Below are 21,387 nucleotides of genomic sequence, written 5' to 3' on the forward strand. Positions count from 1 at the left end.
TGTCTCAGGTGAGCTCGATGATCGGCCACTGGTAGGTACGGGCCAGACGCAACAGCTTGGGATCGGGGTTGATCACCGCGGGACGACCGACGACCGAGAGCATCGGCACGTCGGAGTAGGAGTCGGAGTAGCCAAAGCACTCGGCCAGCTCGTGGCCGTGATCGCGGGCGTGGTTGGCGATCAGCCGCGACTTGTTGGGCCCAGCCACGACCGGGCGCAGCAGCTTCCCGGTCGCGCGGCCGTCGTGGATCTCGAGCCGGTTGCCGACGTAGTGATCCGCGCCCAGCTCGGTCGCGAGGCGGGCCAGCAAGAAGTCGAGCGCGCCAGACACGAACACGACCTCGTGCCCGAGATCCTTGGCGCGGGTCACGATGTCCCGGGCGCCCGCGTAGATGTTGGCCCGCATGCACCACTCGAACGCCTCGTCGGCGAGCACGTGCAGGCGGTCCTCGGTGGTGCCGCGAAACGCCTCGAACAGCAGCTCGTTGAAGGCCCGGCGATCGGTCAGCTCTGCGACCAGCAACTTTGGCGCGCGCAGAAGTAGCCGGCCGAGCTGCTTGGCCGAGCGCAGCGGGTTGATGTCGTTGGCCATGTACCAGACGGCCGTGTGCATCAGGTTGCTGCTGACCAGGGTTCCGTCGACGTCGAAGTAGCTCGCGGTCATGGGGGGACCTCGTCGGCGTGCACGGGTCGTGTGCGCCCGGGATGCTGCCGTGATCACGCGCTTGCGTGAATTCCCGACAGATCCATTCGAGTGCGGCTGGTTACCCCGGTTGCGAGCTTGGGTCTAGTGCGCGCCGGCCTGAGCGGGTGCGAACTCTACTGCGCGGTGCGTGAGGCCCTGAAACACGGGTCTCCTCGCACAATGCGCGGAGTCGCTTGCGTGACGGTCGTTCACAAGGACTGCCGAGTCTCTGGCGAGCTCGTCCCTTCGCGCAAGTTCAGCGGAGGCACGCGGCCGTACAGGACTCCCCAGCTGCGGGCGAAGGCTTGTTCGCGACGGGACTCCAGGAGTCGGAGCTCCCGTTCTTCGCGTGGCGTCAGAATCCACCCTAGCAACAAGAGGGGCATGAAGAGTGGAACCAGCAGCAACGCCATTGATCGATCGTAGCGCGCCGTCGACACACGACAACCGACGCCCAGTCAGTCGGCGTCACCCGTACCGCAGCTCACGACCACGGACGGAGCCTCTAGATCGAGCGTGGCGCTGCGTCCGGCGAGCGCGAGCTTGACATGCGCTCACTCGACGAGGCCGAAGTGGCGAGCGGGCAAGCCTGACTCGCCAGGCGAGGAGACGGCGGTGGTGGACCTCGGGCCCGCCGGGTAGGCTTGGCGTGTGCCCGCGCCGTTCGTCTCTGCCAAGACCCTGCTCGAGGAGCGGCGCATCGAGTCGTCTCGCCTCGAGTTCAAGGCTGGCTGGGACGAGCAGACCAAGCCGGCCATCATCAAGACGATCTGCGCGTTCGCCAACGACCTGCTCAATCACGACGGCGGCTATGTCGTCCTGGGTGTCGAGGACGAGGGCGGAGAGGCCGTCCTGCCGCCCAAGAGGCTCTCGCCCAATTCGCTCGAGCGGGTGAGCAAGGAGCTCCTGGGGCAGGTCAGGGGGTGGATCGACCCGGAGTACGTCCCGCAGATCTACTTCGACGAAGTCGATGGGCGCCACGTCGTCGTGGTCCGCTGCCCCACCGGGTACAACCGCCCCTATTTGGCGCCAGAGCGGCTTGGAAAAGGACCGCGGCTGGCGTGGGTGCGCGTGGGTTGCGAGACCAAGAAGGCCGTCGGCGAGCTGCGTCGACAGCTCGACGAGGTCGTCGTGCGGATCCCGTTCGACGCGCAACCGTGCCGCGAGCTCACGGCGAGTGACCTCGACAGCGACGTCGTCGAGCACTTCCTCAGGCAGGCCAGGAGCGGCCTCGTCGGCGACTCCTACACGCTCGAGGACAAGCTTCGGGGCATGGACTTGCTGCAGCGGGTCAATGGCCACGAAGCGCCGCTCAACGCCGCTGTGTTGTTCTTTACCAGCGAGCCGCAGCGGCGGTTCAGGGGCGCCGAGATCGACATCGTTCAGGAGCGCGAGGCGGGCGCCGACGAGGCCCGCAGGCACACGATCGCCGGCCGCCCGCAGTACCTGATCACCGAGACGCTCAATTGGCTCAACGCGCACAATCCCACGCTCGAGAGAAAGCACGAGGATCGAGCCGAGGCCGACCGCGACCGAGCGTGGCCGCTGCCCGCCATTGAAGAGGCGCTGGTCAACGCGGTCCACCATCGTGGCTATGACCCCGCGAGCCCCGACCCCATCCAGATCTTCATCCACCCGGATCGCATGATGATCATCAGCTATCCAGGTCCGATGCCGGGCCTCACGCTCGAGCAACTCCAGCGTGGTGAGTTCGTGCGGGTGCCAGCCCGGAATCGGCACATCGGACGATTGCTCAAAGATGTCGGTCTCGCAGAGGCACGCAGCAGCGGACTCCAGAAGATTCGTCAGGCAATGCAGCGAGCGGGCAACCCTCCGCCACAGTTCGAGTTTGATGAAACGCGCAGCTACTTCAAGGTGACATTGCCCGTTCACCCGGCTCACCTCCCGCGCGCGCAGGCGTTGCCGTTGCGGGTTGGCGTGCCGGCACCCGCGAGCGAGCTCGTCGGTCGTGCGGCCTTGATCGAGCAGGTGAAACGCAGGCTCGAGCGACGCAGCGTGTGCCTGTTCGCGCCGCCGGGGCGTGGGGTCTCTTCCTTGCTCAACGGACTGGAGCTGCCACGAACTGGTGAGCGGCGGCATCGCCTCGACATGAGTCGCGTCAGCGGTGCGAGCTTTGACCGCTACGTCGACGAGCTGATCGGAGGGCGAGCGGAGGGTGAGCGGCTGGTGTTCTTGCTCGACCACGTGCAGGATGCGTATGGCGATGATGGTGTCGATGAATCATCGATCCTGCGGCTGCTCGAGACCACCGACACGCGGGTCGTCGCGGCGCCGCTCGGCCTGATCGCAGACGACCACCCGTGGTGGTGGGTCCACTTCGATCCCCTCGTCGTCCCGCCGCTCTCGTCGGCTGACGCTGTGTCGCTCGCGGCCCGGTTGTTGGCTGGGCAGGGCCTGGTTCGCGCCGACGCGCTGGCGCTGGCGATCGAGCAGGCCAGCGCGGGAATTCCTCGCCTCATTCACTTGCTCGTCGATCGTGTGCTGGTCGGTCCGACGCTGGCCGAGCCACGACGGGTCCCCGAGCTCTTGGACAAGCTCGTCGCGGAGCGCGGCGATCCCAGCGGACTGCGGCGGCGAACCGAGCAGCTGCAAGCGAGTTTCTTCGACGTCCTGGAGCAGCGCGCGTGCGATCAGATCGCCGACGCGCCCATGGGGCTCTCGCCCGACGATCTTCGCGCCGCGCTGCTCGACCAGCACGTCACCCCGGCCCAGGTTCGCCATGCGATCGCGCGGCTCCTCGACCAGGGCTGGTTGGTCGAACGCGAGGGTCGCGTTTCGTTCGAGCACCCGACGCTGGCCGACCACTGGAAAGCGGCGCGCGCCTTGAACGACCTCCGATTCTGACCGCGACCGAGGGCGCCTGGCGCTCACGGGAGACCCCAGGTAACTTGCCCGCGTGCGCAGCTGGAGCCTGTCTGACCTCGCGCTCGCCCGACCCGTCACGGTCGCGATGCTGTTGGTGGCGGTGTTCCTGCTCGGGACCATTGCGATGGCCAAGCTGCCCCTCGCGTTCTTGCCCGGTGAGTCGGTCTCGCGCGTGCGCGTGCGCGTGAACCTGACGACGACCTCGCCGGAGTTGCTCGAGCGCGAGGTCATCCGTCCGCTCGAAGAGGCGATCGCCGGGGTCCGCGAGCTCGACACGATCCGGGTCTCGAGCGGGTCCTGGGGCGTGCGCATGGACCTCGAGTTTCAGGCCGGCACCGACATCGACGCGCGCAAGCTCGAGCTGCGCGAGCGGATCGATCGGGCGCGCGCGTCGCTGCCCGACACGATCCAGACGATCGAGCTGAGCTCCTCGCAGGGGCCCGCGGACGAGCCGATCATGCGGGTGCGGATCGCCAGCGACAAGGCGCTCGACGGCGAGTACTACCTGATCGAGCGCCGCGTGGTCCGGGCGATCGAGCGCATCGAGGGCGTGGCGTCGATCGAGCTCGAGGGCGTCGAGCCGCACGAGCTCGAGGTCGCGCTGGATCTCGACGCCGCGCGCAGCCAGGGGATCGCGCTGGGCGACGTCGGCGACGCCGTGCGCCAGACCCAGCGCGGTCGCAGCCTGGGCAGTCTGCGCGAGCGCAGGTACGACACGGGCCTGCGCAGCCCCGGGGCGCCCGCGCGGGCCGACCACTTCGCCGCGCTGCCGGTCGAGCGGGGCGCCGCGACGGCCGAGCTCGAGCCCGACACGCTCACGCTCGACGAGACCGAAGCGACGAGCGAGGCGGCCAGCGCCGACGTGTCCTTTGCACGGGTCGGCGAGGTCGCGCGGGTGGGCATGCACCCCAAAGAGCAGCGCCGCGGCAGCCGCCTCAACGGCCGCCCAGCGATCAACCTCGAGGTGTTCGCCGACGCCGGAGCCAGCCCGGTCGACGTGTCAGCGGAGGTCCGCGAGGTCGTCGATGGCCTGCGCGGGGATCCGAGCCTCGGCGGCATCGACGTGGCGGTGTTCGAGGATCAAGGCACGATGATCCTCAGCACCCTCGGGGATCTGCGTGACACGGGCATCTATGGCGGCCTGATCGGCGTGATCGTGCTGTTTGGGTTCCTGCACCGGTGGCGGACGACCGTGACGGCCGCCGTGTGCATCCCGCTGAGCGTGCTCGCGGCCTGCGGCGTGCTGTTCCTGCGCGGCGGCGAGCTCAACTGCATTGTCCTGCTCGCGCTGGTGCTGTGCGTGGGCATGCTGATCGACAACGCGGTGGTCATCGTGGAGTCGATCCAGCTGCACCTGCAGCGGGGTGAGTCGCGGATCCAGGCGGCCAAGCAGGGCGCGCGCGAGGTCGGGCTGGCGACCGTGGCCTCGACGATGTCGAGCGTGATCGTGTTCTTGCCGATGATCGTGGGCGGCGGCGGGAGCGGCAACATGTATGCGTACATGCGGCCGCTGGGAGCCACGTTCGTGACCGCGCTGGTCGCCAGCTTGCTGGTCTCGCAGCTCGCGGTGCCGCTGTTGATGTCGATGAAGCTGCCGCGATTGGGCCAGGGGCTTCGAGCCGCCGCGCCAGAGTCGGACTCGGACTCGGACTATCGCAGCACCCGCAACTACCTGCTCGAGCCGGTCGCCCGGCTCTACGCCCGGTTTGTGACGTGGACGATCGAGCGCCCGCGGCTCACCTTGGCCGTCGGGCTCACCATGTGTGTCTCGGCCGTGTACCCGGCCAAGAACATGCAGGTCGACATGGGCATGGACGAAAAGATGGTCTCGATGCCGATCCGGCTCGAGCTGACCGGCAGCCGCGACGTCGAGGAGGTCGAGGCCCGGGTCATGGTCGCGGAGAAGGCCCTGCTCGACGACAAGGACGCTCTCGGCATCGACACGCTGACCTGCCGCTACCGTGACTGGGGGGCCTGGTGCGACGCGTTTCCGGGCACCGAGATCGAGTCCGAGCAGCAGATGTCGGACTTCAAGCAGCGCCTGTCCAACGCGCTGCCCGAGCAGCCGGGGGTCCGCTATCACGTGGGCGAGCGGGACGGCTGGTGGGCGCGAGACCGGGATCCGCGGGAGGTCCAATTCGTGCTGCGCGGCGAGGACATGGCGACGCTGTTCGAGCAGTCCGAGAAATTCGCCGCGCACCTGGCCAAGCGGCTGCCCAAGGGGAGCGCAGACGACCCCGAAGCTGGGGGTTACGACACGATCACCGGGCCGTTCAACGAGGGTAACCAGGAGCTGCACATTCAGCTCGACATCGATCGGCTGCGACGGTTGGGACTGCGGGCCAGCGACGTCGCGCAGATGGTCTCGCTCGCGTTTCAAGGCGTGCCGCTGGGCAGCATTCGCGGGCCCGAGGGCGAGGTCGAGCTGCGACTGTCGACGGGGCGGCTGCGGGACCCGGTCGCGGGGCAAGCCGACGAGGGCCCGGATCTGAGCGATCTCGAGGATCTACGCATTCCGCTGCCGCAGCCGACGGCCGGGGGCGCGCGCGAGGTCCCGCTGGCCACGCTCGGGACGATCGCGCTGTCGCGCAGCCCCTGGTGGGTGCAGCGGGTCGATCGGCAGACCGAGCTGCGCATGAAAGTGCGGTTCTTCTCGGCGGACTCGGAGGCCAACAACGCCGCGATCGAGCAGGCCAAGCAGGGCTTCGTGCTGCCCGAGGGCTACTCGTTTGGTGAGCGGACACGCTGGGGCCGCGACGAGGCCGAGATGGTCCAGCTCGCGATCAACCTGGGCCTGTGCCTGATCTTGGTGTACGCGGTCATGGCCTCGCTGTTCGAGAGCTTCTTGCAGCCGGGCGCGATCCTGGCGACCGGGCTGTTGGGCTGTTTTGGGGCCCCATGGGCGATGTGGGCGACCGCGACGACGTTCGATCTCATTGCGATGATCGGGCTGTTCATCCTGATCGGGATCATCGTCAACAATGGGATCATGCTAATCGACAAGGTCACGCAATTGCGGGCGCGGGGCGTGGGCCGTGACGAGGCGCTGGCCCTGGCTGGGCGGGATCGGCTGCGACCGGTGCTGATGACGGCGTTCACCACTGTGTTCGGGCTGATCCCCATGCTGTTTCATCACCCGACCCTGGCCGGGGTCTACTATCACTCGATTGCGATCATCATCGCGGCCGGGCTGGCGACCAGCACCGTGATGACGCTGGTGTTCTTGCCCTCGGCCTATGTGCTGGTCGAGAACTTCTCGCGGACCTCACGCGAGGTCTGGCGCTCGATCGCGAAGAAGACCGGACGCTGAGCCCGGTCTTCGCTGGCCTGGTAGTGCTCAGGGGAAGATCGAGTACGCGATCCCAAACACCCCGAGGCACATCTCGTCGAGGGTCTCTTCGCCCAGGTACACGTCGATCGGCGCGTCCAGGCCCTGATCCGCCAGCGCCGCGGCGACGTAGGGGTTGGACATGCTGTTGTTATAAGAACACCGCATGTACAGGTAGTCGCCCGCCTTCGCGGTCGGGACTTCGTCGAGCGGAGCATCGAACGCGTAGCCCCGCTGCCACTCGAAGCTGTAGTGCGGGGTCTGAACCAGGCACTCTTGCTTGATCCCGGTCCCCTCTTCCGGCTCGAGCCGATCGAGGCCGATCAGCATGTCAGTGCCCACGTAGTGCATGTGGGTACCCGTGGAGAAGATCTTGATCGGCGGGACCTGGTTGGGCAGCGCGAAGATCATCGTCTCCGTGTGATCATCGGCCCCAGCGGGGATCCGAAACTCCGGGTTGGACCCCGAGTCGTTTGGCCCCGGCTGCAGACCCATGCCGCCACCGAGCGCGCCAAAGTTACCGATCAGCGCGAGCTCCCCGAAGTACTGCGGCGCGCCCTTGGCGAACCGGATATCCAGCGATGTCCCGCTGTCGACCTCGTCGGCCCCCGTGGGGTGGTAGTGAACGTTGACGACGATCTTGGCCCCGGCGGCGACGTTCATCGCAACCTGCTCGGGCATCCGGCTGGGCGGGACGCCGGGGGCCCACGCGCTGATCAGCGTGGGCTGGCCCAACCCAGGTCCGCCAAAGCACTCGTAGCGCCCGTCATCGCCGGCCAGTTGCTCGGCCTGGCCGCTCTCGTCCACGTACACGAGCACGTGGTGCACGACCTTGTCGTTGCCGGCCACGACCTGCGTGGCGTCGATGAACGTGGTCTCGGTGAACCCGGGGTCGAGCACGAAGCACAAAAATTTATCGGGCCCGGGGCCGACCTCGATGTCGCCGGGGATCGTCAGGCGCAGGTCCGCGTCGGCGAGCTCGATCGAGGCCAGCTCGGGGATCGGGGCCGCGGTGGCCGGGTCGCCCTCCGGTGTGCCGTCGAGGATCCAGTCATTGAACAGCGCGAGCTGGTCGTCGGTGAGCCGGGGATCGTCCTTGAAGCCGTGACGCGGAACGCACTCTTCGGTCTCGTCCGCGCCCCACGGCGGCATCTGGCCCGACTCGACAGCCTCGAGCGCGAGCGGGGCCCACGACGCGGCCGCCTCATAATCGACCATCGAGAACGGACCAATGCCATCTTGGCGGTGACATTGACCACACTTCTCCATCATCAAGGGCGCGATGTGCTGGTGCCACGTGGTCTCTTGCGCGAGCCCGTCACCGTCGCCATCGCCATCGCCATCGCCCCCGGTGTCCGTCCCGGTGCTGTCGCCATCGGCTGCGCTCGGGACATCGGCGCAGCCCGGTGCGAGCGAGAGTAGAGCGAAGCCAAGAGTGATCCGGTTCAGGCGCAGCATGGGTACGTGCCCACGGTATCAGCGCAGCGGCTAGCTGCAAACGCATGTCGTGTATGCTCGGCGTGTGTTGGCGCCCAAGGCCCTGTCCGCGTGCCTCGTGTTGCTCGTCAGCTGTGAAGGCGCGGTCGCCGAAGACAGCCTGGACTCCATGAGCATGAGCATGAGCGCGAGCGCGGGCCCGACCGAAGACAGCGGATCTAGTGGAAGTAGCGAGTTCGTGCCGATCGTCGACAACAGGCTGTGGGAGGCGCTCGACGACGTCGCGGATCCTCTGGCTGATCACCGCCCGGCCACGGTCGATTGCGGGCCCGCGGGCTGGTACCTCGAGGGCGAGAAGCTCGAGATCGACACCAACAACTGCAACTACCTCGGGCTGCGACAGCCGAGCCTGGTCGCGCTCGAGGTTGGCCAAGCACTGAAACTGGGGCTCTACCACTTCGATCTCGTCGCCCCGACCCCGGCGTCTGCTCACCTCGCGGTCTTGATCGATGGTCAGCTCGTGTGGGAGGACAACGTGGCGATCCCCGGGGAGGCGCAGGTCTACTCGGAGGAGTTCACGTCGCCCGTCAGCGCGCCGGCTGGGGCGGAGGTCGTGCTTCATCTGCACAACCATGGCCAGAACACGTGGGCGCTGCAGCAGCTGCTTGCTGAGGAGTAGTGAGAAGCAGGATCAACCGCAGTGGTCGGCCACGCGCTGCCGAACGTCCTCGGCGCAGCCCCACGACAAGGTCACGCCCGAGCCGCCGTGCCCGTAGTTGTGGACGATCAGCTTGCCGTCGTGGACCTCGTGATCGAGCCGGACCTCGTCCCGACACGGCCGCAACCCCACGCTGACGCCGAGCTGCTCCGCGCCGACCAGTCGCGGCTCGACCCGGGCGCAGCGCTGAACGATCGCCACGGTCTGCTCGGGATCCTCGGCCAGCGACTCGACGTGATCTTGGGCGACGCCACCGAGCACCACGTCGCTGCCTCGCGGGATCACGTAGGTGATCCCGTGGGGTCCGTGCTCGTCGATCAACACCCGGTCGAGCGCGCCGCGACGGAGCCGAACCGTCTGCCCGCGGACCGGGTACACGCGGGCATCACCAACGAGCTCGCGGGCGCCGAGGCCCGTGGTGTTGACGACGATCGGCGCGAGGTCCAGCGCAGGCGCGAGCGAGTCGACCCGGCGGATCACGATCTCGACTCCGTAGCGGTCCAGCTCCGAGACCATCCACGGCAGGTACACGGGCATCTCGATCACCGGGGCCTCGAACACGATCCCGTGGCGGTAGCCCGGGGGCAGCTCCTCGGGGGTCGCGTGGCGAAACATGTCGACGTAGCGCGACCACGGCGGATCGGGCACGGGCTCGGTGAACAGCTCGATCGCCTCGCGCATGTAGACGCCCACCTTCGGGCCGAGCGTCAGGTTGTTGGCGATGCTCGCGAAGCGCTCGTAGCCGACGGCCGCCCACGGCCCCACGCGCTCGATCGGATCGACGCGGTAGGGGTACCAAAACGCCGCGGCCACGCTCGAGGTGGTCTGCTGGGGAGCGGTGGCCGTCCACACCTGCACGCGGCGACCGGCTCGGGCGAGCTCGGTCGCGCAGCTCAGGCCGGACACGCCGCCGCCGATGACGATGATCTCGGGCGTACTCATGCGCGCTGCGAGGGGTTCTCGGGGGCACTCGCCGACGGCCGCAGCCTACTGGAGACGCGCCAGTCTGTCCCGCGCAGCCAGATCACGGGTATCGCGCCAATCTGGGGGTGCCAACGGTCCGCGATGCCCGGCGAGGAGCCCCGAGCGTGGGCGGCGGCGTCGAGTGCGCATTTGCCCGCGCCGCAGCGCCAGACTATGTCCGTCGCTGGTGGAGGATTACCTCCAGACCGTCCGGGACGGCTGCTCTCCCGCCCAGTGGTCGCGCGCGGTCAAGGCGGCGCGCGCGGGCAAGGTGCACGGGCTGCGGATCCGCGGCGACGAGCTGGATTTTCGGGTCGAGTCGGTGCCGGGGCTGCCGGCGAACACCGTCACGCTCGAGCCGACCGGCGACGACTGGGACTGCGACTGTGACGCGCGAACCGAGGCGTGCGAGCACGTCGCGGCGGCGGCGATCGCCCTGGCCGAGGCCCGCAAGCGCGGGCAGTCGCTGCCCGGGGAAGAGCGAGCGCCGGTCGCCCACGTCGGCTATCGGCTGCGCAGCCGTCGGGGCCCGCTCAAGCTGCGGCGGGTGCTGGTCAGCGAGGCCAGCGAGGTGCTGATGCCGGCCTCGCTCGCCAAGCTCGAGCGCGGCAAGGTCCCGGGCGCGCCGCCGTTCACCGCCGACAAGTCCGACCGCGCGTTCGAGCAGCGGTTTGGGCCCGCGGTCAAAGCCAAGATCCCGCCCAAGCTGATGGCGGACGTGCTCGAGTATCTGTCGCGAGTGACCGACGTGCAGCTCGAGGGTCGCCCGGTCGAATTCGGCAAGCCGTCGTCGGGGCTGCGGCTGCGCGTGAGCGAGACCAAGAGCGGCGAGTTCGTGGCCCGGATCGAGCAGGATCCCGAGATCAACGAGCTGTTCGAGAACGGCGCGCTCCGTCGCGGTCGCACGCTCCACGCGATCGGTGCCCACGGGCTCGCCCCCGAGCTGTTCGAGGCCCTGCGCAAGGGCCAGATCTTCGCCAACGCCGACGTCGCCACGCTGGTCGGGCAGCTGCTGCCCGAGCTCCGCAAGCAGCTGCCGATCACGATCGACACCCCGCGGCTGCCGGGCAGCGTCAAGATCCGACCGCGGATCCAGCTGACGACCGCCCGCGATGGCGACGCGCTGCAGGTGCTGCCGACGATCGTGTATGGCGATCCTCCGATCGCGCGGGCCGACGGTGATCGTCTGACGCTGCTCGAGCGCAAGGGCAACCAGCGAGGCGCCGACCTGCCGGTTCGTGATCTGCGACTCGAGAAGCTGCTGCGCACGCGGCTGCGTGAGAAGTTCGAGCTCGAGCCCGGCGTGCGCAAGAACCTGGGCGCGACCGAGGCGATCGAGCTCGGCCGGCTGCTCGAGCAGAGCGAGCTCGAGCTCGCGGGCGACGGCCACGAAGACTTCTTCGAGGCGGCGCCGCTCGAGCCCAAGCTGATCCTGGGCAAGGACGGGGCGTTCGAGCTGTACTTCGTCCCAGTTGGCGGCGACGCGGTCCCCGTTGGCGGCGACGCGGCGCTCGACGACGAAGACGTCGACGAGTTCGGCAGCCTCGACACCGATCAGCACCCGCACGATCTCCGCGGGGCGCTGTCGCGGGTGCGCCGAGGCATGCGTCGCGCCGACGGGCTCGCGGTGGTCCGAGCCTGGGCCGGCGGTGAAGAGTTCGCGCCGCTGCTCGGCGGCGGCTTTGGTCGGATCCCGACCGACTTCATGTCCAAGCACGGCCACCTCGTCGCGGACCTGCTCGCGGCCCGCGAGGCGACCGCGGCCGAGCGCGACACCACGGGCAAGCGAGCGGCGATCCTGGACCTGGCCGCGCTCGCGCAGGCGCTGGATCAAGCCCCGCCGCCCGAGTTTGATCGGCTCGCGGCGCTGGTCGGCAACTTCGATCGGATCCCGTCCGCGCCGCTGCCCGCTGATCTCGACGCCGAGCTGCGCGACTACCAGCGCCGCGGCGTCGACTGGCTGTCGTTTCTGCGCGAGGTCGAGCTCGGCGGCCTGCTGGCCGACGACATGGGCCTGGGCAAGACCATTCAGACCCTGTGTGTGCTCCGCAAGGGGGTGCACGACGGCGTGCGGCGCCAGACCCTGGTGGTCTCGCCGACCTCGGTGCTGCACAACTGGAAGGCCGAGATCGAGCGCTTCCGTCCTGGCCTGCGGGCGAGCGTCTACCACGGGCCAACCCGAACGCTTGACGCCGAGGCCGACGTGGTCCTGACCACCTACGCGATCTTGCGGCTCGACATCGAGCTGCTCGGCGCCCGCGTGTGGGACACCGCGGTGCTCGACGAGGCCCAGGCGATCAAGAATCCAACCAGCAAGGTCGCGCGCGCGGCTTACAAGCTACAGGCCAGCTTCAAGGTCGCGCTGACGGGGACCCCGGTCGAGAATCACCTCGAGGATCTGTGGAGTCAGTTTCACTTCTTGCAGCCGGGCCTGCTCGGCGGGCGCGGCGAGTTCAGCGATCGCTACGTCAAGCCGATCTCGATCGGAGACGACGACGCGGCCGGGCGCCTGCGTCGGCGGATCCGGCCGTTCGTGCTGCGTCGGCTCAAGTCCGAGGTTGCGACCGAGCTGCCCCCGCGGACCGACGTGGTCCTGCGCTGTGAGCTGAGCGCGGACGAGCGGCGGACGTACGACGCGGTCCGGGCCGCCACCCAAGAGCAGGTCGTCGAGAGCCTGTCGAGCGGGGCCAACGTGCTGCAGGTGCTCGAGGCGCTGCTGCGGCTGCGCCAGGCCGCCTGTCATCCGGCGCTGCTGCCTGGCGGGCGCGGGCGCGCGGTCCAGGCGGGCAAGGGCGCGGGTAAGGCCAAAGATCCGCTGGCCCCGAGCTCGAAGCTGCTGCTGCTGCTCGAGACCCTCGACGAGGTGATCGACGAAGGTCACAAGGCGCTGGTGTTCTCGCAGTGGACCAGCTTGCTGGATCTCGTCGAGCCGCCGCTGCAGGCTCGCGGGATCGCGTTTGGGCGGCTCGATGGATCGACGCGGGATCGCCAGGCCGTGGTCGATGCGTTCCAGGATCCGGGCGGCCCCCCGGTGATGCTGCTGTCGCTCAAGGCTGGCGGCATTGGCCTGAACCTGACCGCGGCGGACAACGTGTTTTTGCTCGATCCGTGGTGGAATCCGGCCGTCGAGGATCAGGCCGCCGATCGGGCCCACCGGATTGGTCAGGACAAGCCGGTGTTGGTCCACCGCTTGATCGCGACGGACACCGTCGAAGAGCGGATCTTGGGCTTGCAGGAGCGCAAGCGAAAGCTGGCCCAGACCGCGGTCGGGGACGCCTCTGGGGCCCACGCGATCACCCGCGCGGAGCTGCTGGCGCTGCTCGATTGAGCGGTGGTCGACATGATCGCGTGTATCGACGTCGACTATCGGCAAGCGGCGGACGGGGAGCCGACGGTTGCGATCGCGGCGTGCGTGGTGCTGCAGAGCTGGCTGGCGTCGGAGGCCGTCGCCGAGGTCGTGCATCGAATCGACAGCGTGCCGGTGTATGTCCCGGGCGAGTTTTATCGGCGCGAGCTGCCGTGTGTGCTCGCGGTGCTCGAGCAGGTGGTCCAGCGGATCCACCTGGTGGTCGTCGATGGTTATGTGGTGTTGGACGAGGCGGGCACCCTGGGGCTCGGCGGGCACCTGCACGCGGCGCTCGGGGGTGACGTCGCGGTGGTCGGGGTTGCGAAGAGCCCGTTTCGCGGGAACGAGGCCGCGATCGAGGTCGTGCGCGGCGAGGGCAAGCGACCGCTGTACGTGACGGCGCTCGGGGTCGAGCCGGCCGTGGCGGCGGAGGATCTACGCCGCATGCATGGCCGGTTTCGGCTGCCGACGATGCTCAAGCGGGTCGACCGGCTGTGCCGTGACGCCTGAGATCGGTTCAGCCCTTGTTTCCAGAGTTGTTTCCAGAGTTGTTTCCAGAGTTGTTTCCAGAGTTGCTTCCAGAGGCAATGCCCCGCAACAACGGTGACCGCCAGCGGCTCGCGGCGCCCGACTCGCCCGTCTTCGTGGTGGCTTCCCTGCCCGCATCCGTGGCAGCCGTCGTGCCGGTCTCGCGACCCCTGGAGTTGAGCCTGCCCTTGAACGGGCTAGGCGTGGGGCCGGGGGTGGGCCCGGCGTCGACACCCGTGGCCGGGCGGGCCCGGGGCACCGGCCTGCGCAGCCACAGCTCGGCCTCTTCGAGCTCGTGAAACGATCGCATCTTCACGCCGACCGACAGCGCCCGCATGTTGCTGGCGATCCGCTTGAGGTCCGACTTGACCAGCAGGGCGACCTTGTCGTGGAGCCGCCCCGCGTCGACCCACCAGCGCAGGATCGCGTTGACGGACTCCGTCGGCGCCTCCATCTCGCGGGTGTCGAACAGCACGGCTCGGTGCCCGCTCTTGCGCAGCGCTTCGTCGACGGTGGCGAGGATCTGTCGGGCGCGGCGCTCATCGGGCACCGACGCGTTGCGGACGAGCACGTATCCGTCTGCGTCCCTGACTTCGCCCCCGAGTAGCTCCACCGCTTCCGAGCATTGCCTACACCAGGCGCCCCGTCCAACAAATTGTGGGCCAGCCCCGCCCGACAAACCGGTGGTCAGGCGAGCGCTTGCAGGCCCGCGGCCACCCGCGACAAACCCTCTTCGAGCACCGCTCGCGACGTGGCAAAGCTGATCCGGATGTGGCCTTCTGCACCAGGCCCAAACCACCGCGCTGCGCCCGGAACCACGGCGACGCGGTGGTGCTCGAGCAGGTGCTCGGCGATCCACTCCGAGCTGCGCCCGGTCTGCCGGATCGACGGGAACAACACATAGCAACCGTCCGGCGCGCGCAGCTCGACACCCGGGATCTCGCGGAGCCGCCGCACGGCGAATTCACGCTGGGCGTGGAGATGATGCAAGAACCCCTCGGCCCAGTCCCAGCCCTGCTCCCACGCGGCGACAGCGGCCGCCTGCGAGATCGTCGCGGCGCCGTTGGCCGTGGATCGGGCCCCAGACGCCTCCAGCAAGCCCTCTACGACCGCCTCGTCGCTGGCGTGGAGCAGGCCGATCCGCAGGCCCGCGAGCCCGAAGGTCTTGGACAGCCCAGTCACGGTGACCGTGCGCCCTCCGACGCCAAAGTGATCGCTGGCGATCGACACATGCCGGGCGTCGCCGTACACGATGTCGCTCCAGATCTCGTCGCTGAGGATCCACAGGTCGTGCTGCTCGGCGATCGTCGCGAGCTGCTCGAGCTCGGGCGTGGTCCAGACCTTGCCGACGGGGTTGAGCGGATTGCACAGACCGATCATGCGGGTCCGGGGGGTGATCAGCCGGGCCAGCTGCTCGAAGTCCACCGCCCCCGTGGCCGGGTCGCAGGCCCAGCGAACCGCCGTGCCGCCAGCCTCCTGAACGGAGCGCTGAAACAGGAAGTCGACGGGATCGGAGATGATCGCCTCGTCGCCTGGCGCGAGCATGAACCGCGCCGCGGTCTCCAGCGCCGCGGCTGCCGAGTTGGTCGCCAGCACCTGCGCCGCGCTGGCGCTGGCGAGGCCCTTGCGGGTCCGCAGCATGGTCGCGGCCGCGGCTCGAAACTCCGGCAGCCCCTCGGCCGGTCCATACGAAAAGTAGCCACGATCGATCCAGGCCTTGACCGCCTCGCGGATCTCCTGGGCGACCGGAAAGTCGATGTCGGCCGCGGTCAGCGGGATCACGTCGGCGGGCAGCGTGGCCCAGCGCAGGTTGAAGGACCGCTCGCGCAGGACCTCGAGGTTGACGGCGTCATCAGCGAAGCGAGGGTCGGGTCCACTCATTACCCGACTCTACTACTTCACGAGCGGCAGCATCACGCCCTTTGGCTGCTTGTGCAGCGGCAGCAAGAAGCGCTCGAGGATCTCCCGGCCCTCGACTACGATCCGCTCGAACATGTCGCGGCGGACCATGCCGAACGCGGCGGCCGAGCTGGCCCGCTCTTCGTCGTCCTTGGCGTCCGCGAGCAGCGGGGCGAGCAACACCGCGTCCTCGAGCGCTCCGGTCGCACCGTGGCTGGTGAAGCTCAACACCGGGTGCGCGGCGTCGCCGATCAGCACGATGTTGTTCTGGACGTAGTCGAAGTCGGGGTACAGGTCGCGGGTGAACCACAGGTGCGACTTGGTGAACTTGGTCATCGCCCACAGCGCGGGGATCGGCGCGGGCCAGCGCGAGACCTTCTCCCAGATCGCCCAGCGCAGCATGCCCGGGCTGAGCCCGGCCCAGTCGTAGCGATCGGCGTCGTGCTGCACGAACCACACGACCTGACCGCCGCCGACGTTGAGCATGCCAACCCCGAACCCGCCGTCGGGATCGTAGTGCTTGATGAAGGTCGTGCCGAGGATCTCGGCCACGTGCGGCGCGTCGAAGATGCTGACGACCTCGCGGACCCGGACGTCCTCGAGCTGCACGTCGGGATACAGGAACTCGCGGGTCGCCGAGCGCAGCCCGTCGGCGCCGATCACCATCGAGCAGGGGATGACCCGGCCGTCGTCACAGATGACCGCGCGGACCCGACCGTCGGCCCCACGTAGAAATTCGGACACGCCCGCGTGGTCGATCAAGGTCCCCGGGGGCAGCTGATCGAGCATGGTGTTGAGCAGCGTGCCGCGACCGATCGCGTAGGCGTCGAGCGTGGTGTCGCTGAGCAGCTCGGAGCTGCTGTCCATGATCTTCGCGCGCAGCACTGGTGCACCGACGTCGCCCCAGCGCACCCGTGGAAACAGCTCGTGGAGCGCGTCGAGACCGGTGCGCAGCACGATGAAGCCCATGCCCATCTGCCACGGGAGCCAGCCGCGATCGAGGATCTTGACCTCGACACCTCGCTGGATCAGGCCGGAGGCGAGCGCGAGCCCAGCGACACCACCTCCGATGATCACGATGGGTGCTTTGAACTTGGGTGCCTTGGCTTTCCGCATCGGAGACGGGGAAGATGTCTGAATCTACATCGAAGCAGCACGGATGTCGCGCCGCGTCCAAGCGCCCCATGCGAGCGCCACCGCTGTCGTCACGGTCATTGCGCGACGCAGTAGGCCTCGTAGACCACGACGTCCTGCTCGGGGATGTTCGTGAGCTGAAAGCCGGACCACGCGACCGTGGTCACGGGTACGCTCGATATCGCGTCGAGGACCTCGGTCCCGTCCGCATCGATCAGCGCGCCAAACACGACCCCCGACGCCATCGCCGACGGTGAGGTTGGACCGACGGTCATGTAGAACTGCGGACCGACGCGCGTGCCGTCAGCGCTGGGCAGCAGCGCGATCACGCCTGGTTCGTGGGCCAGCGTGGATGGCGTGAGCAGCTCGACCGGCGCGATCTCGGAGCTCAGCAGCGTCGGGCCTGGCCCGTAGCTGCCGCCCTGAATCAACACCCCCTCGACGACGCGGTGGATGATCGAGTTGTCGTAGTAGTCGGCGGACACATGCTGCAGGAACACCTGCGTGGCCTCGGGTGCAGCGACGCTGTCGAGCCCCAGACGCATGACCCCGAGGCTGGTGTCGAGCACGACGTCGGGCGTGTCGTCGGACAGGCAGTCGTCACCGCTGCCACCGGTCTCCGTATCGGTGTCGGTCTCGGCCGCGTCCCCGCTGTCGTCGTCACCGATGTCGCCGAGTCGCTTGCGCGCGCAGTAGCCATCTACGCAGCTCGCCGCTTCAAACCCCGCGCAGTCGCTGTTGCGCTCACACGTGCCGCAGCTGGACAGCCCAATCGCGAGCGACGCTTCGTTGAGCGAGTCGATGGCCGCCACGCACGAGTCGCGGCACGCCTGCCAGTGGTAGTGCCCCGAGTTCCAGCACGAGCCGTCCTCGCCGTACGCGGCCAAGTTGCTGGCCTCGAGGACTGGATCGTTGCTGCGCTGCGCTGTGCACTCGATCAGGATCGGGCAGCTGCCCTCGTAGGGACCGTCTGGCTCGGGTGGCGGTGTGCAGCCGACGGTCGTCAGCACCAGGCACACGATGGTTCGGCGGGTCACATCGCTACAGTAGAGCACCGGGCCCGGTCCGAAAAGAGCCGCCGACGTCAGCGCGAACACGAAGGTAGCAAGAGACAACTGTGACGGTCTGCGCTACGAATAAAGGGTGAAGTTTCTCGAGCGTTGGCGGCGTGCGCGATCGGCGAAGGTGACCGCCGTGGAGCCGGCTGCGACCGAGCGGACGCCGGTTCAGTCGGTCCAGAACCACGCGGCCCAGACCCACTCGACCCCCCGGGGGCGTCGGCCGGCGACCATGGGCAAGAGCATCGCCGAGCAGGCCTACCTCGCGAACGCGGCGAACCGGGCCAAGCACGGCGGGTAGACGGTCGGCTCTGGGTACATGGCTCGCCGGAGCACGGCTGTGGGCGCGCAGGTCAAGCCATCGCCGAGCGAGCTTCGCGTGGTCGGTAGAGTACAGCACGTGGCGCTCGATCATCGGGCGATCACCGACGAGGTCGCCGTGCGACCCTGCTCATCGCGTGGACGATGCCGCTCTGAAGCGAGCTGAACGTGAGGAAGCGGTCGAGATCGGTGCCCATATTCATGAGCGAGTGCACCACATCCGGTCGGATCCCTGTCAGCAGCACCTCTGCCCCGACCAGGGCGGCGGACCTCATCGCGCGCGCGATCCCGATCACCGCCTCGAGGTCGATCGAGCGGACACCGGTGATGTCGAGGATCGCCACGCTCGCGCGCCTCGCGACGATGCCCGCGAGCAGGACCTCGGTCATCTGCCTGGCCCGATGCTCATCCATGGGCCCGATCAGCGGCACCACGAGGATCTCGTCGGTGATCGGGATGAGCGGCGTGGCAGCTCCTCGACCAGGACGGCCTGCCGTTGGACGGCCTCACGCAGCCGCCAGCGCTCCGCGTCGAGCCGCTTGCTCTGTGTGACATCTCGGACGACACACACCAGCCCGTCGGTCTTGCCCCGATCGCGCAACACCGATGCCGAGAGCGAGGCCGTGATCGCCTCGCTTCCCCTCGACAGCACGAGCTCGACATCCCGCGCGCCGCCGGTATCCAGCAGCTGCCCCACGGCAACGCCGGGCAGGATCCCCGAGAGCGGCTGCCCGAGGAGGTGCTCGTCCGGGCAGCCAGCGAGCTTGCCCGCGGCGCCGTTCGCTGTTGCGATGACTCCGGCCGCATCCACCACGAAGACCGCGTCATCCATCGACTCGAGGATGTTGGTGACATGAGCCCTAGAGACGGTAGAAACAGACAGCTCCTCACCGAGCATGTTGAGCCCGGCGGCCATGCCGTCAAACACATCATTGGTGTCACTGATGGCGGCTTTCCGCGCATAATCGAAGGACACCAGGGCGACGATGACCTCCATCAATTCGTTGAGCCGTTGCTCCGCCTTCGCGCGGGTGGTGTTGACCGCACGGGTTGTGGCGCGGAGCTGCTGCGCGACCGCGAGCAACTCCGCCACCGTGTCGCCTGCGACCTGGTCGGGTAGACTGGTGAGCTCACTTTCCCGCTCCGAGAGCGCTTCGAGCAGAATGTCTCGGATCGCCTCGAGCCTCGAGTCCGCGCTCCCCGACGCGCTCATTTAGCTGATAAATCCTTTGAGCCATTTAATTGCATCGGACTCCGACCGAAAGAACCGAGTCGGTGTGTCGCGGCTACCGTACGCCGCGAGGAAGATGTTTCCGATGATGCTCGCAATTGGGGCGCCACCGATCAGGGCCAGCGCCCCAAACGCCTTACTCTCGCCGTAATATGCCCTCGCGGCGTGGTCGACAGACTTGGCGCCGGCGATGTCGACGAGGATGGGGATCGGTTTGCCGTTGGCCAGTTCGACCTGGACCACGACGTTCTGCTTGGCGTCCTCGAGCCCGCACTCTGCCCCGACCGCATAGACGAAGCGGAGGATGCCATGCTCTTCATCCAGCCAGGTCACGCCCGTCTTGGTTTTGACTTGCTTGGATGGCATGTCGCTTCGTCCCGCCCTCGACCGTTTCACGGCGCATCGGCTCCACGCGCGCCGCGTGTGGCAACGCTGTAAATGCGCGCCCTTGCTTGACGATCTTACGATCTGGTCATCCACGTGCGCAAGCAACATCTCGCTTCGACGCGTGAGGGGGGTGTCGCGTATGCACGCCTCACAAGCGGCCTGGCACGCGCTCCCGGTCGCGGGCCGCGTCCCGAGCGAGGGCTCGGGGTGCACCAAGTGTCTGCTCTACTTGCAAGCCAGGGGGGTCGCGTCGTTGGGGATCGACGCGCCGCCCATGAGCTCGGCGACGCGCTCGTTCTCTTCGGCGAGCGCCTTTGCGTCGTCCCACGGGAACTCGCCGCCGGTGTCGTGACCGAGCAACGCACCGTCCATGTCGAACACCAGGTTGCCCATGTCGGCGATGTCGCGGGTTGGTGTGACGACGACGCGTTGGATCGTGCCGCTCGCGTCGCGGGCGAGGAACACCGTGGAGCTATCGTCGACATTCTCGGCCGCACAAACTTTGGCGAAGAGCTCGTCCGAGATGCCGTCGGTGTTCGCGGGTGCGGGCTGTTGCTCGCCCGCGCCGGCTAGCAGCCCGTGGTGCAATGCCTCGCGCCGCCTCGCTTGGCCTTTTCGCCGAGGGCAGTGTTGCCGAAACTTGCAGTACGCCCGGTACAGCTGCGTTTCGGCGCCTCGCCCTCGACGAAAATTCCGGCGCGAGGCGACACGATGCATTGCACCACGGGCTGCTAGGCTAGGAGCTCCTTCGCCTGCGCGTCCGGCTTTGCGCCCGTTTCGTTGGACGATGTCGGTGCGCACGCGAGCGGCACCAGCAGCGCGACGACGAGGGGGTACTGGACGAGATGGGTTTGCGAGCGTGGTCAGGGGGTCTGGCGGTCGACGCAATGTGTCGCCGCCGGCACGAGCTCGTCGAGCGGGGTCGTGGCCCAGCCGAGGTCCCCATCGCTCCAGGCCTCGAGCGAGCGGGACAGCGTCCGCACTCGTCTGTCGAGGCAGCGCTCGAGCTCGGTGCGGCGCTCGGTGCAAGCTCGCATGCGCAGCTCGGACCAGCTGTGCAGATAGTCATCAAGGTAGCCGCGCAACGCTTCCCAATCTGGGGCTCCCGCAGGCAGATTCGGGGCCCGTGTACGCTCTCGCAGCTGGAGGCGCGTGTCCTTGTCAAACACGTCGGGGCCGTACTCGGCCGCCCGCTCGCACGATTCTCGCCTGCGCGCGCAGGCCCGCTCGTCTCCCTCGTCGCATAGATGCGCGTCGGAATCTGGCAGCGTGATGGGGATGTCTGGTGGATTGTGCACCATCCAGACCACCCACAGCGCGGGGAGCATCAGCAGCAAGGGGAGCAGGAGGACCCGCGCCGCGGAGCGATCATCTGATCGCTCGAGCGCTGACTTGGCGGTCCGCCCGCGGGGCGCTGGTCCGCGAACTCGCGGACCTTCGGGTCCCGGTGGCGCCGCGGTCACCAG

At 68.2% G+C, this 21,387-nt stretch carries 18 protein-coding genes; 6 read left to right on the forward strand and 12 right to left on the reverse strand.

What is annotated here, in order from left to right; all coding sequences use genetic code 11:
- Positions 1 to 4: 4 nt before the first annotated feature.
- A complete protein-coding gene (locus ENSA7_RS40375; RefSeq protein ID WP_106094770.1) occupies positions 5 to 664 on the reverse strand; it encodes an HAD family hydrolase in 660 nt (219 codons plus the stop codon).
- Positions 665 to 1,336: 672 nt separating this feature from the next.
- Here ENSA7_RS40375 and ENSA7_RS40385 point away from each other — a divergent pair.
- Complete coding sequence (locus ENSA7_RS40385; RefSeq protein ID WP_106094772.1) at positions 1,337 to 3,550, forward strand: RNA-binding domain-containing protein; 2,214 nt, start codon at positions 1,337 to 1,339, stop codon at positions 3,548 to 3,550.
- Between the two features lie 52 nt (positions 3,551 to 3,602).
- On the forward strand, positions 3,603 to 6,881 hold the full coding sequence (locus ENSA7_RS40390; RefSeq protein WP_106094773.1) for an efflux RND transporter permease subunit: 3,279 nt from the start codon (positions 3,603 to 3,605) through the stop codon (positions 6,879 to 6,881).
- Positions 6,882 to 6,908: 27 nt separating this feature from the next.
- On the opposite strand, the gene ENSA7_RS40395 is transcribed toward ENSA7_RS40390, so the two are convergent.
- Positions 6,909 to 8,357, reverse strand: coding sequence for a monooxygenase (locus ENSA7_RS40395; RefSeq protein ID WP_106094774.1), 1,449 nt, complete (start codon positions 8,355 to 8,357; stop codon positions 6,909 to 6,911).
- A gap of 64 nt (positions 8,358 to 8,421) precedes the next feature.
- On the opposite strand from ENSA7_RS40395, the gene ENSA7_RS40400 reads away from it, so the two are divergent.
- Positions 8,422 to 9,015 carry a hypothetical protein gene (locus ENSA7_RS40400; protein ID WP_106094775.1) on the forward strand — a complete coding sequence of 198 codons (594 nt, stop codon included), beginning with the start codon at positions 8,422 to 8,424 and terminating at the stop codon, positions 9,013 to 9,015.
- 12 nt (positions 9,016 to 9,027) lie between these two features.
- Here the strand turns inward: ENSA7_RS40400 and ENSA7_RS40405 are convergent, their stop codons facing one another.
- Complete coding sequence (locus tag ENSA7_RS40405; RefSeq protein WP_106094776.1) at positions 9,028 to 9,996, reverse strand: FAD-dependent oxidoreductase; 969 nt, start codon at positions 9,994 to 9,996, stop codon at positions 9,028 to 9,030.
- Between the two features lie 208 nt (positions 9,997 to 10,204).
- On the opposite strand from ENSA7_RS40405, the gene ENSA7_RS40410 reads away from it, so the two are divergent.
- A complete protein-coding gene (locus ENSA7_RS40410) occupies positions 10,205 to 13,345 on the forward strand; it encodes a DEAD/DEAH box helicase (protein WP_106094777.1) in 3,141 nt (1,046 codons plus the stop codon).
- 12 nt (positions 13,346 to 13,357) lie between these two features.
- Complete coding sequence (locus ENSA7_RS40415; RefSeq protein ID WP_106094896.1) at positions 13,358 to 13,873, forward strand: endonuclease V; 516 nt, start codon at positions 13,358 to 13,360, stop codon at positions 13,871 to 13,873.
- A gap of 7 nt (positions 13,874 to 13,880) precedes the next feature.
- Here ENSA7_RS40415 and ENSA7_RS40420 read toward each other — a convergent pair whose 3' ends face one another.
- The 4 genes from ENSA7_RS40420 to ENSA7_RS40435 all read right to left on the reverse strand — a co-directional run bounded on the left by ENSA7_RS40420 (position 13,881) and on the right by ENSA7_RS40435 (position 17,961).
- A complete protein-coding gene (locus ENSA7_RS40420; RefSeq protein WP_146158708.1) occupies positions 13,881 to 14,504 on the reverse strand; it encodes a SpoIIAA family protein in 624 nt (207 codons plus the stop codon).
- A 74-nt stretch (positions 14,505 to 14,578) separates the two neighbouring features.
- Entirely contained in the window at positions 14,579 to 15,772 is a 1,194-nt protein-coding gene (locus tag ENSA7_RS40425; RefSeq protein ID WP_106094779.1) for a pyridoxal phosphate-dependent aminotransferase, read from the reverse strand.
- 12 nt (positions 15,773 to 15,784) lie between these two features.
- Positions 15,785 to 16,906 (reverse strand): FAD-dependent oxidoreductase, encoded by a 1,122-nt coding sequence (locus ENSA7_RS40430; RefSeq protein ID WP_106094780.1) that lies wholly within the window; start codon positions 16,904 to 16,906, stop codon positions 15,785 to 15,787.
- 95 nt (positions 16,907 to 17,001) lie between these two features.
- Positions 17,002 to 17,961 carry a peptidylprolyl isomerase gene (locus ENSA7_RS40435; protein ID WP_146158709.1) on the reverse strand — a complete coding sequence of 320 codons (960 nt, stop codon included), beginning with the start codon at positions 17,959 to 17,961 and terminating at the stop codon, positions 17,002 to 17,004.
- Between the two features lie 157 nt (positions 17,962 to 18,118).
- On the opposite strand from ENSA7_RS40435, the gene ENSA7_RS44805 reads away from it, so the two are divergent.
- Complete coding sequence (locus ENSA7_RS44805) at positions 18,119 to 18,283, forward strand: hypothetical protein (protein ID WP_181234605.1); 165 nt, start codon at positions 18,119 to 18,121, stop codon at positions 18,281 to 18,283.
- A gap of 121 nt (positions 18,284 to 18,404) precedes the next feature.
- On the opposite strand, the gene ENSA7_RS40440 is transcribed toward ENSA7_RS44805, so the two are convergent.
- From ENSA7_RS40440 to ENSA7_RS40460, 5 genes are all read right to left on the reverse strand, one after another.
- Positions 18,405 to 18,716, reverse strand: a complete 312-nt coding sequence (locus tag ENSA7_RS40440; protein ID WP_146158710.1) for an STAS domain-containing protein — start codon at positions 18,714 to 18,716, stop codon at positions 18,405 to 18,407.
- 8 nt (positions 18,717 to 18,724) lie between these two features.
- Positions 18,725 to 19,516, reverse strand: coding sequence for a PAS domain-containing protein (locus tag ENSA7_RS40445; RefSeq protein WP_106094783.1), 792 nt, complete (start codon positions 19,514 to 19,516; stop codon positions 18,725 to 18,727).
- Positions 19,517 to 19,900 carry a DUF7793 family protein gene (locus tag ENSA7_RS40450; protein ID WP_106094784.1) on the reverse strand — a complete coding sequence of 128 codons (384 nt, stop codon included), beginning with the start codon at positions 19,898 to 19,900 and terminating at the stop codon, positions 19,517 to 19,519.
- A gap of 246 nt (positions 19,901 to 20,146) precedes the next feature.
- Positions 20,147 to 20,509 carry a hypothetical protein gene (locus tag ENSA7_RS40455; protein ID WP_106094785.1) on the reverse strand — a complete coding sequence of 121 codons (363 nt, stop codon included), beginning with the start codon at positions 20,507 to 20,509 and terminating at the stop codon, positions 20,147 to 20,149.
- 275 nt (positions 20,510 to 20,784) lie between these two features.
- Complete coding sequence (locus ENSA7_RS40460) at positions 20,785 to 21,384, reverse strand: hypothetical protein (protein WP_146158711.1); 600 nt, start codon at positions 21,382 to 21,384, stop codon at positions 20,785 to 20,787.
- Positions 21,385 to 21,387: the final 3 nt, after the last annotated feature.

This window comes from Enhygromyxa salina (assembly GCF_002994635.1).
Taxonomy (GTDB): domain Bacteria; phylum Myxococcota_A; class Polyangia; order Nannocystales; family Nannocystaceae; genus Plesiocystis; species Plesiocystis salina_B.

Bases quoted from the DNA above. Each gene is read 5' to 3' on its own strand.
- ENSA7_RS40430 (WP_106094780.1), bottom strand. From the start codon at position 16,906: ATGCGGAAAGCCAAGGCACCCAAGTTCAAAGCACCCATCGTGATCATC.
- ENSA7_RS40415 (WP_106094896.1), top strand. From the start codon at position 13,358: ATGATCGCGTGTATCGACGTCGACTATCGGCAAGCGGCGGACGGGGAG.
- ENSA7_RS40450 (WP_106094784.1), bottom strand. From the start codon at position 19,900: ATGCCATCCAAGCAAGTCAAAACCAAGACGGGCGTGACCTGGCTGGAT.
- ENSA7_RS40375 (WP_106094770.1), bottom strand. From the start codon at position 664: ATGACCGCGAGCTACTTCGACGTCGACGGAACCCTGGTCAGCAGCAAC.
- ENSA7_RS40405 (WP_106094776.1), bottom strand. From the start codon at position 9,996: ATGAGTACGCCCGAGATCATCGTCATCGGCGGCGGCGTGTCCGGCCTG.
- ENSA7_RS40445 (WP_106094783.1), bottom strand. From the start codon at position 19,516: ATGAGCGCGTCGGGGAGCGCGGACTCGAGGCTCGAGGCGATCCGAGAC.
- ENSA7_RS40395 (WP_106094774.1), bottom strand. From the start codon at position 8,357: ATGCTGCGCCTGAACCGGATCACTCTTGGCTTCGCTCTACTCTCGCTC.
- ENSA7_RS40425 (WP_106094779.1), bottom strand. From the start codon at position 15,772: ATGAGTGGACCCGACCCTCGCTTCGCTGATGACGCCGTCAACCTCGAG.
- ENSA7_RS40440 (WP_146158710.1), bottom strand. From the start codon at position 18,716: ATGGATGAGCATCGGGCCAGGCAGATGACCGAGGTCCTGCTCGCGGGC.